Raw genomic sequence first — 12,458 nt, 5'->3', positions numbered from 1 at the left:
CAAGTCTTCCATGGTACCGGTTTTATGGTATAACCAATAATTATGCCAAAAAACACCGTCAAAACGGTGTTCTAGTTTTCTTGTGACCCCCTTATGACCCCCTCCAATTTATCTGCTATGTCGCCATGGCGGCTAGGGTATAGGTGGCTATAAATATTGAGGGTAGTATCCACTCGCTCGTGACCCAATCTCTCACTGATGGCCAAAGGTGAGACGCCTAATTCAATCAGCATAGAGGCGTGACTATGGCGCAGGTCGTGGACCCTAATTCTTGGTAGCCCAGCCTTGTCTGCTCCCGTCCTAAGCGTCTTGCCATAACTATATACCCCTATGGTGAATAATCGCTCTGTCGGCTTGTAATATGGCAATTTAGAGGTGTAGTCATTTAGTAGTTCGAATATTGAGGGCGGTAAGGTGATGATGCGATTAGATTTAGGTGTTTTGGGCTCGGTGATCATATCGACGCCGTCAATCTTAACATAGGTCTTAGATATGCTGACAGTCTTTGCTTCCTGGTCGAAGTCCGATAGAGTTAAGGCCTGAAGCTCTCCAATCCGCATGCCGGAATAAAATAAAAGAGAGAACGCTAGCTGGTAGTAGATATTGTCCTCTACGGTGGATAGGAAGGTATCGAATTGGTCCTTAGTCCAAAACGCTACTTCACCGTTCCTAGTGCTCTTACCAATAGTACCTGCCACTCTGACAGGGTTATTTTTTATGCCATGGAATTTAAGTGCATAGTTAAAGATAGCGGATAGGTTAGCATTGACTGTCCTTAAGGTGGTCTGGGCTATCTTTTCACCTCGATTAGTTGGTTGATTCATGAGCCAGTTTTGCCATCGTCTGACTGTCTTAGCATCTATATCAAGCATGGATTGATGTCCGAAAAATGGGACCATCAGCCGATAGATTATCTTACGCTTGTTTAGCATGGTGACTGGCTTCAATCGATGAGAGCAATCCTCAAGGTAAAGTTCGACGAAAGACTCGAATGTCATATCGGATGCGCCAGATACCTTCTTCTTATATTCTTGTTCGAATGCCGTGGCCTCTCGCTTGGTCTTAAAGCCACGCTTTGTCTTGTAACGTCTTACGCCAAGGTCGTCCATATAGCTTACCTTGGCCATCCAGGTTTTCCTGGCCTTATCCTGTCTTACGCTCATTGTAGTACCTCCTTCGTTGTGGTACAATAAGGGCATAGCAAATAGCCCCATTGTGGGTGTTTTGTGGTAGCTCCACCCTGGCTCGCCAAAGTTCAGGGGTGGGGCTTTTTTTATTTCTGTTATGTCTTTACATCCCTCACACGTGGTGTTATAATATGGTTAAGATAACTTGGGAAGGATAAACGCTGGGTCCCAAAATGGGGTAGGTACTATGTACTGAGCATTCCTATGTGCCTGGGGTTATCTTTTTTTTGGGATTTCGAAGGCTCTCGACTATTCGTTGAGGGTCTTTTTTTATTTCTGCGACAATAAATTCGACGAGTTGTTGAGAATATGTGTAATGCAGACTTTTCCCAATTTTATGAGCATATGAAAATCTTGGATCAGACTTAACGTTATAAAAATCCATAAACAGATTCAATACGAATGTGTTAAATCCAGATTGGTAGCCAATTTTTATATTCCTTTTGTTCAATCTATCAACAACTATTTTAATCACACCATTATAAGAGATGGGATGAGTTGTAGAAGGGTCCTTCATGTCTTTAATAATTTCGACAGGTGTATCAGCATCTTTAGCGATGTAAACTAAAAAGTCCGCATCTTCTCTTTTTTTGACGATATATAGATTTTGTTTGATTTCAATTGCAAATTTATCCGACTTATATTCATCTGTTAGCACATCGATTTCAGTGACTTGTTGAATTAGTTTTTCGGCTATCTCGGGAGAGTACTTGAGCCTAATTTGCTCATTTGAAAGTGGTTCATAACTGGCTGATATCGTTAAAAAATTCTGAGCTATTTTTTCAGTAACATCAACGTTATGGAACCTTTTTAGTTCATTGGTGTAATTGAGTACGCATGCCTGGAACAGGGGGGCGTATTTAAGCTCATAATCTTCGGTGATATAGTGAGTGCTAATGTTCCTTAATTCAACAATACGTTCAAGATTCAAGCGTATACGAGTGTTCTCATCAGAATATATCTTCTTAATTGAAGCTTCTAGACTTAGAGTTCTGTCCGGATTATCTCTATAATAAATAGACTGTCCACGGTTTATAATCTCTGCCTTCAACATCAGCTCCCAGGCGTTGCACACAAAGAAACTGAAACCTTCAATTCTATACTTGATTGTGGGTTTGTTATAGACTTCTAGTCCCATGACAAATGCTTCGATACTCTTGTCTACTAGTCGTTCCGATAAGTTTTCCATACTACTCCTCCTACGTCCTTTTGGGCGTTTTTGATTTTCTTTCACGCCTTATTATGGGTTTTTTATTTTTTTCTAACCGATTGGAATTCCAACTGTTTTTAAAATCATCGGCTTTTCTTTTCCAAGTAAATTCCAATACGACACAAAACGTTGATTTGTCAAGGTTAGTTTCTTTTCCAAGCAAATTCCTAAAGTGTACATTTTATTTTATAAAACGCCCCATTTCTTTTGGAAGCCCGTAGTACTCCAGTACACCGCCAACCGTTTCGATTGAGTATTCCTCGTGGCTACCATCAATCAACAAGTTTGTGGCGAATTCGTTAGCCTCTCGCTCAATCTTAAGTTTGGACGTTAGACTCAACCTGGACAGCTTCGGCGTCTTCTCATCTGGGTGGAGAAGAGCGTGTCCCAATTCATGTGCACAAGTGAAGCGACGTTTATGGGAACTCAGATTTCGATTAAGAACAATCAATTTAATGCGTCTAACTCTAGTGTAATAACCCATGATATCTCCCAGGTCAGTTTCTAATATGTAAATTCCCTTGGACTCAGCAATCTTAAATGGATCTCTAGACTTCAAGGATTTAATATAACGTTTTAACTCCAATCATGATTCACCTCGATATTTCTTAGGCGTGTACTTACGCTTAGCTTCCATCTTAGCAATACGCACAGCCTGCTCTAATGATGCAATTAGTAGCTCTTTGGTTTCCTCGCTAAACTCTTCAGTTTCCTTGGAGTATTTGAGGCCATCCAGGTCTTCTATCAAGCGCTCAAGGTCTGCTTGGATAGATGGTTCGTCTTTTTCTGTCAAGCCATAGTATGGTGTTTCTGTTCGCCCTAGCAAGTAGTCAGTACTGACCTGGAAGTAGTCAGCGACTTTTTGAACTTTATCGATACCAGGGATTCGGGTGTCCCATCTACTGACAGTACCCCCACCTAAACCTAAGCTGCGTTCTAACTCTGCGATGGATATTTTTTTTGCACCGCAAAGTTCACGAACCTTGTCTACAATTGACATAATTACCAACTCCTAAGAGCTAACCGAAAAATATTTTTGCTTAAACGCAAATTTAGTGTTGACAGATTGCGTATAAGCAATTATACTTAACGTGTAAGCTAAATTGTTAAGCAAACATTTGACGCTTATTTATCTGAATAAAGTCCGCCAAGACAATGATAATGTACGCCTTAAAGTGTATGCTTATTTCTTATGCTTACACAATAGCATATACGCAAACAGATGTCAATCATAATTGCGTATGTGAATTGTCAATAAGCAACATTTTCTATAGGAAGGAGGATGGCTATGTCATTCGAAAAGCGAGTGAAGATTGCGCTCATTAAAAAAGATATGACTTTGGCAGATTTGGCACGCGAGATGGATATCACCCGCGCATATCTAGGAGACCTACTTAAAGGAAACCGGCAGACGCCAGATCGTATTGCTCAAATCAAAGATATATTAAAAGACTATTTAGAAGAGGAGGAATAACAGTGCCAACAGCAGTCAAAAGCCAAAATTACACAGCACAAGAAGTGGCTGACTTGCTCGGATGTAGCAAAAGCCACGCTTACAAGCTAGTACGCCAAATTAACAAGGATCTAGAGGAGCAAGGGTTCATTATTATCAATGGGAAGGTAAACAAAGTAGCCTTCCACAGAGCAGTGGGGGAGCTAGCAGAATGAAGCTGAGTATGAAAAATATGCACTGGTGGATGTTCGCATCCTTAATGCCAATATGCTTCATCATCATGGTTTGGGCTTGGTGGGTCAATGATTGTAAGCCAGGAGGCGATGGCATCGCAAATGGCATCTGCATCATAGCAATGGCCATCGGATTGGTAGCGTGTGGATTGGCAGATTCGATGCAGGAGGAAAATAAATGAGATACATCTTTTTCTATGACGATTTAAACGAACAAGCGCAAGAGATGGCAGAGCATCACGTAATCTCGGAGTTTGGACTATCTGACCCTGGAGACAGTAAATACGACATATACGATTACTGCAGATGCTTCTTATACGACAAGTGCGGATTCCCGATTGCTAAAGACATAGTAGATCGCCAATCTTTCTTGATTGATGAGATTGAGGATTCTATAGGTCGACTTGCTAGAACGGGTGACATGGATCATGCGATTGATATCCACATTTGGGTCAAAAAACTAAAAAAGACCGTCAAGGTTGCAGCCTTGAACGGTCCAATGAAATAACATTCTAAGGAGAGTATACATGATATCTGATGTAAAAACAAGGCCGGTACCGTACGACCTTCAGTCGGACGAACCAAGCAAAGACTGGCGTGGCTATCCTGTACATCCAAATTGGAAGTATGTCCTACTAGACCACGGCCACGAAACATATCTGGTATATGTTAACGAGATATGGGATTTTTACGACGAGGTAGGAGCCCATGTAGATGAAGATGAGAATGGAGTCATCTTTAATATTGATGGCAAAAGGGTACATGAGGATGACTTATTCGACTTTATTGTGACCAATTGGTGCGAGCCAATGTCGCCATTAGACGGCTCATTTTATTAAGTAAAAGAAAAGGAGAAACTAACATGAACGACTTAACAACTGAATTTAACAATCAACAAGGGCACGGCGCCATGATCCAAACGGCATCCACTCGTGAAATGGAAGAGGTTAAAGGGCAAATTTTCATGGCGAAACAGTTCCCACGGAACACATTCGAATCCGAGCGTCGAATCTTGGATGCTTGCAGACGGAAGGGGCTAGCTGAAGCAGCAGTTTACCAGTATCCACGAGGTGGGCAAAAGGTTAGTGGTCCATCAATCCGTCTAGCTGAGGTGCTGGCTCAAAACTGGGGAAACCTAGCATTTGGCGTCAAGGAGTTAGAGCGTCGTCCTGGAGAATCAACGGCCATGTCTTATTGCTGGGACCTTGAGACAAATGTTCGTCGAGAAATGGTCTTTAGTGTCAAACATGTTCGAGGAACGAAGCAGGGCAATAAGGTTCTGACAGACGAGCGAGATATTTATGAGCTAGTAGCCAATAACGGAGCTCGACGATTACGCGCTTGCATCCTAAGTGTAATCCCTGGAGATGTCACCGAGGCAGCCGTTAAGGAGTGTGAATCTACCCTTGCTGGCCAGAATGAAGGGTCACTCAAGGACACAATCTCGAAGATGCTGAACTACTTCAAAGAGACATACAAAGTGACTCAAGAGCAAATCGAACTCTATCTTGGATACAACGTCAATGCCTTCACCCAGACAGACATTGTCCAACTCAAGAAAGTTGCCACAAGCCTCAATGACGGCATGAGTGTAGTAGAGGATTACTTCCCTAAAGAGACCAACAAGAAACCAGACACGAAATCGCTAGAGGCTGATTTTGCTAAATCGGAAGCTAAGGTATCCAAGGCGAAAACAAAGGCGAAGACGGAGCAAGAGGTCCTGGATGATTCACTCATCGAAGAATTAACTCAAGAGGTAGAGCAGGGTGAGCTCTTATGATTCTATCGCACGACAACTACTACTCAGAAGAAGCTAACAAGGAGTATATGAGTGTCTCGCAGTTCAAGGACTTCATGAAGTGCGAGGCTGCAGCCTTGGCTAAGTTGAATGGTGAATATAATGACCTAGATAGCCAGGCTCTTCTAGTTGGTAACTTTCTACACAGCTACTTTGAGAGTCAGACGGCTCACCAATCGTTCATTGAAGACAACAGCGGGACTATCTACAAAAAGAATGGCGGAATGTACCAGCAGTTTGAAAAAGCAACAGAAATGATAGAGCGGTTGAAACAGGATGCTTTCTTCAATTTTATCTATCAAGGTGACAAGGAAGTGATAGTCGAGGGGGATTTATTCGGCTGCAAATGGAAGGCTAAGGTTGACCTGGTTAACCATCAAAAAGGCTACTTTATAGACCTTAAGACTACTCGTGAGCTACGCAAACGATACTGGTCTGACAAGTTCGGTCAATATGTGCCATTTGTTCTCGCTTACGACTACGTTCTCCAAATGTACGTCTACAAGCAACTGCTACAACAACAGCATGGAATTCCATACGATCCGTATATTGTGGCTGTGTCCAAGGAAACGCCAGTTGATATGGCGGCCATCACAATTGACCCGACAAGATACATCATTGAGGAGGATTACTTGGCCAATAATATTGAACGAGTGCTGGCGGTTAAAGAAGGCCGAGAAGAACCGCACTCATGCGGAAAGTGTCCATACTGCTTGTCGAAGAAGCGTCTGAGCGGATTCATCGAGATTGACCAGTTGTTTGATTAGGAGGTGAGAATATGGCCAGACCAATGAAGGACGGAATTAGTTATTTCAGTTTCGATGTGGACTTTCTAAATGATATCAAGGTCCGGAAGATTAAGCGGCAATTTGGTAACGACGGAATAGTTGTAGTCATCTCATTGCTGGCCAATATCTACCGAGATAGAGGCTATTACATGACATGGGATGATGATACTGCATTTGTCCTAGGTGATGAAGTTGATGTAGATGAAAAGGTTGTAATACGAATCGTAGACAAGGCTTTGGAAGTCGGAATGTTTGATCAGGAGATGTATGACAAGCACAGAATTTTGACATCAAGAGGAATACAGAAAAGGTTCCTAAAAGCTGCCGAACGACGCAAAGACCTCAAACTTGAGCCGAGTTATTGCATACATTAACCGAGTTATTGCATACATTAACCGAGTTATTGCATACATTAACTCGAAAAATGCATACAGAAGTACACAAAGTAAATAGAAAGTAAATAGAAAGTAAAGAAAAAAGAAAAAGAAAAGGCGGCGGGGGGCCGCCTTAGAAAGCAAAGTATATGCAGTAATCAATTAGAACGTACTAACTAAATTATATCTAGTATATAAAACATACTTGTTATAACTACTTAGTAAGTTGCATATGCCGTGGGAAGGAGACCACCATGCAAGAAATAGGGCAAGTTATGAGCACTCTGCCAATGTCAGAGGAACATCGCCAAAAAGGCAGAGAGAGAATCAAAGAGATTCTGAAGGACCAGGATGTGGTGGGGTTCGTGGCGGCCCACCGCCTCGATAAAGAGAAGATTAAGGAGTCGCTATCGCGGTTGAACGAGTTCTATATGGCTAAAAAGCAAGGCCATAGCAAGCCTCCAGAGCTTCGCTACAACGACGGACAGGTCCAAGTCTATTATCCACCAGTAGAGTTCACCCCTAGACAGCGAATGGGAATCAATACATCGCTAGTCTTGGACAAAGTCACCGAGGCATTACCAATCTTTACGCTAGACCAGATACACGTCAATCCGGAAGCAGAAGACATCTTAAAGGCATTCAAGCGATTGGTTCGAAACTATGAATTTATGGGTGAACAATCAGGTGTCTGGCTATACGGTGACTTTGGACTAGGAAAGAGCTACCTCATGGCAGGAGTCGCACGAAGCCTCAACGAGAAAGGAGCAGGTGTCGTATACATCACTACATCAAGTCTGTTGGAGGATCTAAAGAACATGTTCGGCACGGACGAACGGGGACATATCCGCAGGATAACTCAACTAAAGAACGCCGAGGTTCTTATCCTGGACGACATCGGAACAGAATCGACTGGGGAATGGGGCTACAAGACCATCCTGTACGAGATTCTAAACTACCGAGCGAACAACAACCGCTTGACGTTCTTTACAAGCAACCTCACGCAAGAGGAATTTGCCGCACAAGTAGAGCGCCGGCTCAAGAGTCGGCTAGATGCAGGACGGATGCTAGAGCGCATCCAGGTATTGTCAAAACAGGTCTTAATGACCGGACCGAACATGAGAAAGAAGGCATGACATGAAACTAGAAACTTTAAAAGAATGGCTAGAGCGAATTGGCTTTATATGTACCTGGGATAATAATTTAAGCGATAAAGACGCGCTTTCTATCTGGTGCATTAATGTCGTTGGCTACGTGTTTGACGACGGATATTTTTTATACACCACAAGCTATCACTCGCTATCAGACAAACACAAAGGCCAGATTGACTACCTAATCGCCAAGTGGAGAGGAGAACTGAAGCATGAGGCAATACTGGAATTCGGGCCGGAAAAAGGCTAACAAGTACGGAGCAAGGCCTAAGACGGTCGACGGCATACGCTTTGACTCGACCCTAGAGGCGGAATACTACGTGTATCTAAAGGCCTTGGAGAAAGCCAAGGTCATAGCCAAGCTAGAGCTACAAGTCAAATGCGAGCTGCTACCGGCGCAAAAGCACCCAGTAACCGGCAAGCATATAAGAGCCATTACCTATATCGCCGACTTCCGCGTGACTTATCCAGATGGCTCCGTCGAGTATCTGGACACGAAAGGCTACGAGAAGCCGGAATTCAAGCTCAAGGCTAAGTTATTCATAGCCAAATACAATCAGCCACTATGGTTGATTCGTAAATCGGGCAAAAATTGGGCCAAAGAGGCGATTTACGCTTGAGGTGATAGATTATATGCCTTTGATATAAAAATCGCTCCTGGGTAGGAAATTTTTAATCAGAGAGCAAGATAAGGGGGTAGCAAGATGAAATTCCATGAGATTAACTGGTACGAGGTCGGCAGACGCATCCGGCAGGTCAGAGAAAAATTAGGCTACGAGCAATGGGAAATGGCTCAAATCGTCGGATGCAAAAAGACCTCGCTAGTCAAATTCGAGCAGGGAGAGCGAGTCAACAGCACTCAAACGCTCGTCAACATCGCCAATGTAGGAAACGTCAGCATCGACTGGTTGATTCTTGGCGATAAGGAAATTTTAAGAAAAAATATGAAGCCATTGGGGAAACCACTGATGCAGTCATTAGTACAGCCTTTGGGTAGATATTGATACAGATAGGAGATGCAGAAATGGGAATCGTAATATTGGCAGCAATCGTTGTGTCGTTTGTTTCTTGGTTGTATCTAGGATGGATGCTATATCAAGAGAGCAAAGAAGAACGACGCCGCTTCACAGATGAGTGGCGGAAATGGAATGAGAGAAAGGAGCGAGAATAATGATACCTAAATTCAGAGCGTGGTACGACGGAACAATGTACACCGATTCAGTCATTGTGAACGATGGAAAAGTATTTTTAGACTACCGCCAATTTTTAGACTATGAAGTCATTGATGGCATCGAATTGATGCAGAGCACTGGGTTTAAAGACTGTACCGGGAAAGAACTGTTTGAAGGTGACATTATCGAGTTTGATGATGAAATTTGGTATGAAAATGACTCATACGGAGAAACCAACGAAGTTACAGGTGGAGAATGTGATGTAAAGAATTTAGCTGTCATCAAGATGAAAGGTGGTCTAAACCTAGGCGATTATAAGTATGGCGGTGAATCCTCGAAAGATAGCGTATCAGAACTAATGTATGGGTTGTATGAAAGAGAAATTGATTTAATGGACTTTTTGACTGATCCTACACACTTCAAAATTGTTGGTAATGTTTACCAGAACAAAGACTTGCTGGAGGTAGTGGATTAATGTTTATCAGAGTAACATTAAAAAACAATACCAAGGACGAGGCATACATTAACATTGCGCATATTGAAGGTTTTAGACAGTATGGGCAACATTCGAAAATATGGCTAAGCGGCGGAGACGTTATCCCAGTGGACGAGTCTTTGAGCAAAATCATGAATCAGATTGAGGAGGCAAAACATGAAAAAGCTGATTATTGAAATGCCAGATGAGGCTAACATGGTATCGCTGGCTACGGTTGCGGTTGAGCCAGATGGTACAGTGGCCAAATTGATGGTGCACTCTCATGTAGTCAATTTGGAAGGTGAGGTTACAGAGCCAGACCTAAAAACTGTGTGGGAGGAATATAAGAATGATTGATTTAATCTTAACAAGTGTAGGCTGCGCTATTGGAATAGTAGTTGGATTCTTCATCTTGTGGCTTAAGGATGAATTGAGGCAACAGAGAAGAGAGAAGGCTAATAATGAAGCGCTATATAACATTGTCATTGACCGACAATTAGAAACGATTAACGAGCTAAAGAAGAAGATTGAGGAGCTGGAATCATGATTAAAATTTATAAAGTTGATTCATTTGAGAAACTTGAATATCTACTTAACACTTTGCATGAGCGAGGGGCTAAGTGGGATAGTGGAGAACCTTTAGATAGCGAATTTTTAGCTAATAAATATTGGTGGTTATGGAGAGGTGTTGGCGTTTGTGTTTACAAAAAAGGCAAAAAAGTAACCATTTCCCACATCGGAATGATTAAGGACGCTATAAAAATATATGAGTGCACTGGGAAAGAGTACACCATCATCGAAGATGTGAAGTTGCCTAATTCAAAACAAACGGATGGCAGCCAAGTCGAGCAACCTAGACATTACATTGGAGATAAAGGATTGGAAGTCCGGGAAATCGAGGAGAATTTCCTAGTGCGCTACCAGGACGGATACCTAGCACACCTAGCCGGAGCATTGCTAGAGTACCTATTGCGAGCTCCATCCAAAGGTAAGCTGGAAGAGGACATCCAGAAAGTCCAATACCTTGCCAATGAGATGGCCGAATATGTTGAGAAGGTCAAAGAGGCTCGTTGATTATGAACCATAAGAAAAGAATCAAGTCGTTAATCAAGAAAACGCCTGCTTACGACTACCAAAGCCAAGTCATGAAGAAGCATGGTGACTTCATACGAGCGTATTGTGCCGACCGGATGGAACAGGCACTTTACAACTATCTCGGAGCCACGATGATGGTCTTGAGAGACAAATACGGATTTGGCAAGCAGCGGTTGGAAAGCACGATGAGAGAAATCACCACCCAGGTGGGCCACATCACGTCCAAACACGCAACAGCAGAGGACATGATTGCTCTCATCGAGGAAGAAACAGGATTCAATTTGCCAGCATTCGTTGCTGGAATGTATGAGGAGGAAAAGAAATGAGTTTAGTAGTACCAGCCATTGCAGTGGCATTGATTATAGGATTGGCAGCGTTAGGAGTGGACCGAATCGTCTGCCATGTGCTTAGAAAGCGTCATGAGCGAAACGAAGTCAAGGAACACATCGCCATCCTAGGATTTATCGCCGAATCATTAGGAGAGGCCATGGTTGAGTTGGTAGAGCGAGTTGAAAAGCTAGAAGCTGAAAGAGATACGGAGGAATAAGCATGAAAAATATCACTGTCTATGGAAAGCCTAATTGCCCTAACTGCGAAAAGACAAAAGCGTGGCTAGAAGAGAACGGTTTTGGATTTGATTATTATGACGTGACACTAGATCAGTCAGCACTCAACATTATCAAAGAGCATGGATACATGGAACTTCCAGTCGTATCAATCAACGACTTTGAAGAATCATGGAGTGGCCATAGTGCTCCAGCTCTCGTAAGACTGCTATGGGACGGTGAATAATATGAAAGTAGAAGATTTGAAAGTTGGGGTAGAGTACAAAATCGGTAACCGACATGGAAAGTTTGTTGAGATGCGAGGGAAAGTAGCAGTTCTAAACCACAATGGGCAAGAAGTTTATGCAAATCCAAATGATGGTATCAAACTGTTAGAAGAATCAGTAGAACAACCAAAATATAGCAACATGCAAATATGCAAGGGATGCAGACAGCGAAAACCTCTCACTGAGTTTCGCAGAACTAGAGGAGATGGGATTGGAAAGACTTGTAAAACTTGTCTTGCTAGAAACATACTTGCGGGCAGAGTTGCGAATGGAACGAAAACAGGGCCTAAGGGTCCTAGAAATAAAGAAAAGTCACATGAAGAGACAGTCGAACATAATTCGTTAGAGAAAAAAGTCGAAATGTCTGTTGGTACAGAAAACTTCGTTGACGCCCTAAGAGGTGAATATGGAAAAGATATGGTGAAGAACCCAGGGCATTACATCGGGGTTAAAGGTCTTGAGGTTAGAGAGGTGGAAGAAAACTTCTTACCAAAATTCCAAGACGGACATCTCGCACACCTTGCAGGTGCAGCTCTCGAATATTTACTTAGAGCTCCGTCTAAACACAGATTAGTGGAGGATCTCGAAAAACTGCATTACCTGGCAGGGGAGATGGTTGCTTATGCCAAAACTAAAAATTAAATATCGAGTAGTAAAATACTTTAGAGGTGTCTGGCAAGGCGAATGGTA

Annotated in this window: 24 protein-coding genes; 20 read left to right on the top strand and 4 right to left on the bottom strand. The window is 42.7% G+C overall.

All coding sequences use genetic code 11. The annotated features are described in order from the left end of the window. Positions 1–71 precede the first annotated feature (71 nt). The 4 genes from ACO53F_RS01580 to ACO53F_RS01565 form a co-directional block, all read right to left on the bottom strand. Positions 72–1,163, bottom strand: a complete 1,092-nt coding sequence (locus ACO53F_RS01580) for a site-specific integrase (RefSeq protein WP_485137061.1) — start codon at positions 1,161–1,163, stop codon at positions 72–74. Between the two features lie 226 nt (positions 1,164–1,389). After that, complete coding sequence (locus ACO53F_RS01575) at positions 1,390–2,376, bottom strand: DUF3644 domain-containing protein (protein WP_485137060.1); 987 nt, start codon at positions 2,374–2,376, stop codon at positions 1,390–1,392. A 202-nt stretch (positions 2,377–2,578) separates the two neighbouring features. Continuing rightward, on the bottom strand, positions 2,579–2,983 hold the full coding sequence (locus tag ACO53F_RS01570; RefSeq protein WP_485137059.1) for an ImmA/IrrE family metallo-endopeptidase: 405 nt from the start codon (positions 2,981–2,983) through the stop codon (positions 2,579–2,581). Then, positions 2,984–3,397: a helix-turn-helix domain-containing protein gene (locus ACO53F_RS01565; RefSeq protein WP_485137058.1), complete on the bottom strand. Its 414-nt coding sequence runs from the start codon at positions 3,395–3,397 to the stop codon at positions 2,984–2,986. It lies immediately after the preceding gene. 288 nt (positions 3,398–3,685) lie between these two features. Here ACO53F_RS01565 and ACO53F_RS01560 point away from each other — a divergent pair, with 288 nt between their 5' ends. The 20 genes from ACO53F_RS01560 (at position 3,686) to ACO53F_RS01465 (ending at position 12,410) form a co-directional block, all read left to right on the top strand. Further along, positions 3,686–3,871, top strand: a complete 186-nt coding sequence (locus tag ACO53F_RS01560; RefSeq protein WP_485137057.1) for a helix-turn-helix domain-containing protein — start codon at positions 3,686–3,688, stop codon at positions 3,869–3,871. Between the two features lie 2 nt (positions 3,872–3,873). After that, positions 3,874–4,065 (top strand): helix-turn-helix domain-containing protein, encoded by a 192-nt coding sequence (locus tag ACO53F_RS01555; protein ID WP_485137056.1) that lies wholly within the window; start codon positions 3,874–3,876, stop codon positions 4,063–4,065. Continuing rightward, entirely contained in the window at positions 4,062–4,265 is a 204-nt protein-coding gene (locus ACO53F_RS01550) for a hypothetical protein (protein ID WP_485137055.1), read from the top strand. Before ACO53F_RS01555 ends, ACO53F_RS01550 begins: the two co-directional genes overlap by 4 nt. Next, positions 4,262–4,591, top strand: coding sequence for a hypothetical protein (locus ACO53F_RS01545; RefSeq protein ID WP_485137054.1), 330 nt, complete (start codon positions 4,262–4,264; stop codon positions 4,589–4,591). The genes ACO53F_RS01550 and ACO53F_RS01545 overlap by 4 nt, the downstream gene beginning before the upstream one ends. A gap of 19 nt (positions 4,592–4,610) precedes the next feature. Further along, positions 4,611–4,922: a hypothetical protein gene (locus tag ACO53F_RS01540; RefSeq protein WP_485137053.1), complete on the top strand. Its 312-nt coding sequence runs from the start codon at positions 4,611–4,613 to the stop codon at positions 4,920–4,922. Positions 4,923–4,945: 23 nt separating this feature from the next. Beyond that, positions 4,946–5,863 carry a hypothetical protein gene (locus tag ACO53F_RS01535; RefSeq protein ID WP_485137052.1) on the top strand — a complete coding sequence of 306 codons (918 nt, stop codon included), beginning with the start codon at positions 4,946–4,948 and terminating at the stop codon, positions 5,861–5,863. Continuing rightward, the gene (locus ACO53F_RS01530) at positions 5,860–6,648 is read left to right on the top strand and encodes a PD-(D/E)XK nuclease-like domain-containing protein (RefSeq protein ID WP_485137051.1); all 789 of its coding nucleotides are present in this window, start codon (positions 5,860–5,862) and stop codon (positions 6,646–6,648) included. The genes ACO53F_RS01535 and ACO53F_RS01530 overlap by 4 nt, the downstream gene beginning before the upstream one ends. An 11-nt stretch (positions 6,649–6,659) precedes the next feature. Next, positions 6,660–7,043 carry a DUF4373 domain-containing protein gene (locus ACO53F_RS01525; RefSeq protein WP_485137050.1) on the top strand — a complete coding sequence of 128 codons (384 nt, stop codon included), beginning with the start codon at positions 6,660–6,662 and terminating at the stop codon, positions 7,041–7,043. A 254-nt stretch (positions 7,044–7,297) separates the two neighbouring features. Continuing rightward, positions 7,298–8,179: a DnaA ATPase domain-containing protein gene (locus tag ACO53F_RS01520; RefSeq protein ID WP_485137049.1), complete on the top strand. Its 882-nt coding sequence runs from the start codon at positions 7,298–7,300 to the stop codon at positions 8,177–8,179. A 1-nt stretch (position 8,180) separates the two neighbouring features. After that, a complete protein-coding gene (locus ACO53F_RS01515) occupies positions 8,181–8,444 on the top strand; it encodes a hypothetical protein (RefSeq protein ID WP_485137048.1) in 264 nt (87 codons plus the stop codon). Then, positions 8,407–8,814 carry a DUF1064 domain-containing protein gene (locus tag ACO53F_RS01510; RefSeq protein WP_485137047.1) on the top strand — a complete coding sequence of 136 codons (408 nt, stop codon included), beginning with the start codon at positions 8,407–8,409 and terminating at the stop codon, positions 8,812–8,814. Before ACO53F_RS01515 ends, ACO53F_RS01510 begins: the two co-directional genes overlap by 38 nt. A gap of 84 nt (positions 8,815–8,898) precedes the next feature. After that, positions 8,899–9,198, top strand: a complete 300-nt coding sequence (locus tag ACO53F_RS01505) for a helix-turn-helix domain-containing protein (RefSeq protein WP_485137046.1) — start codon at positions 8,899–8,901, stop codon at positions 9,196–9,198. A 166-nt stretch (positions 9,199–9,364) separates the two neighbouring features. After that, positions 9,365–9,841 carry a YopX family protein gene (locus ACO53F_RS01500; protein ID WP_485137045.1) on the top strand — a complete coding sequence of 159 codons (477 nt, stop codon included), beginning with the start codon at positions 9,365–9,367 and terminating at the stop codon, positions 9,839–9,841. A gap of 177 nt (positions 9,842–10,018) precedes the next feature. After that, positions 10,019–10,198 carry a hypothetical protein gene (locus tag ACO53F_RS01495; protein WP_485137044.1) on the top strand — a complete coding sequence of 60 codons (180 nt, stop codon included), beginning with the start codon at positions 10,019–10,021 and terminating at the stop codon, positions 10,196–10,198. Then, positions 10,191–10,388, top strand: a complete 198-nt coding sequence (locus ACO53F_RS01490) for a hypothetical protein (RefSeq protein WP_485137043.1) — start codon at positions 10,191–10,193, stop codon at positions 10,386–10,388. The genes ACO53F_RS01495 and ACO53F_RS01490 overlap by 8 nt, the downstream gene beginning before the upstream one ends. Beyond that, positions 10,385–10,915: a DUF3310 domain-containing protein gene (locus ACO53F_RS01485; RefSeq protein WP_485137042.1), complete on the top strand. Its 531-nt coding sequence runs from the start codon at positions 10,385–10,387 to the stop codon at positions 10,913–10,915. Before ACO53F_RS01490 ends, ACO53F_RS01485 begins: the two co-directional genes overlap by 4 nt. Before the next feature lie 2 nt (positions 10,916–10,917). After that, positions 10,918–11,262, top strand: a complete 345-nt coding sequence (locus ACO53F_RS01480; RefSeq protein WP_485137041.1) for a hypothetical protein — start codon at positions 10,918–10,920, stop codon at positions 11,260–11,262. Next, a complete protein-coding gene (locus ACO53F_RS01475; RefSeq protein WP_485137040.1) occupies positions 11,259–11,483 on the top strand; it encodes a hypothetical protein in 225 nt (74 codons plus the stop codon). Before ACO53F_RS01480 ends, ACO53F_RS01475 begins: the two co-directional genes overlap by 4 nt. Before the next feature lie 2 nt (positions 11,484–11,485). Continuing rightward, positions 11,486–11,728, top strand: a complete 243-nt coding sequence (locus ACO53F_RS01470) for a glutaredoxin family protein (protein ID WP_485137039.1) — start codon at positions 11,486–11,488, stop codon at positions 11,726–11,728. Position 11,729: 1 nt separating this feature from the next. After that, positions 11,730–12,410: a DUF3310 domain-containing protein gene (locus ACO53F_RS01465; protein ID WP_485137038.1), complete on the top strand. Its 681-nt coding sequence runs from the start codon at positions 11,730–11,732 to the stop codon at positions 12,408–12,410. Positions 12,411–12,458 lie beyond the last annotated feature (48 nt).

The organism is Abiotrophia sp. (assembly GCF_057275535.1).
This window is presented reverse-complemented; position numbering and strand designations above follow the sequence as displayed.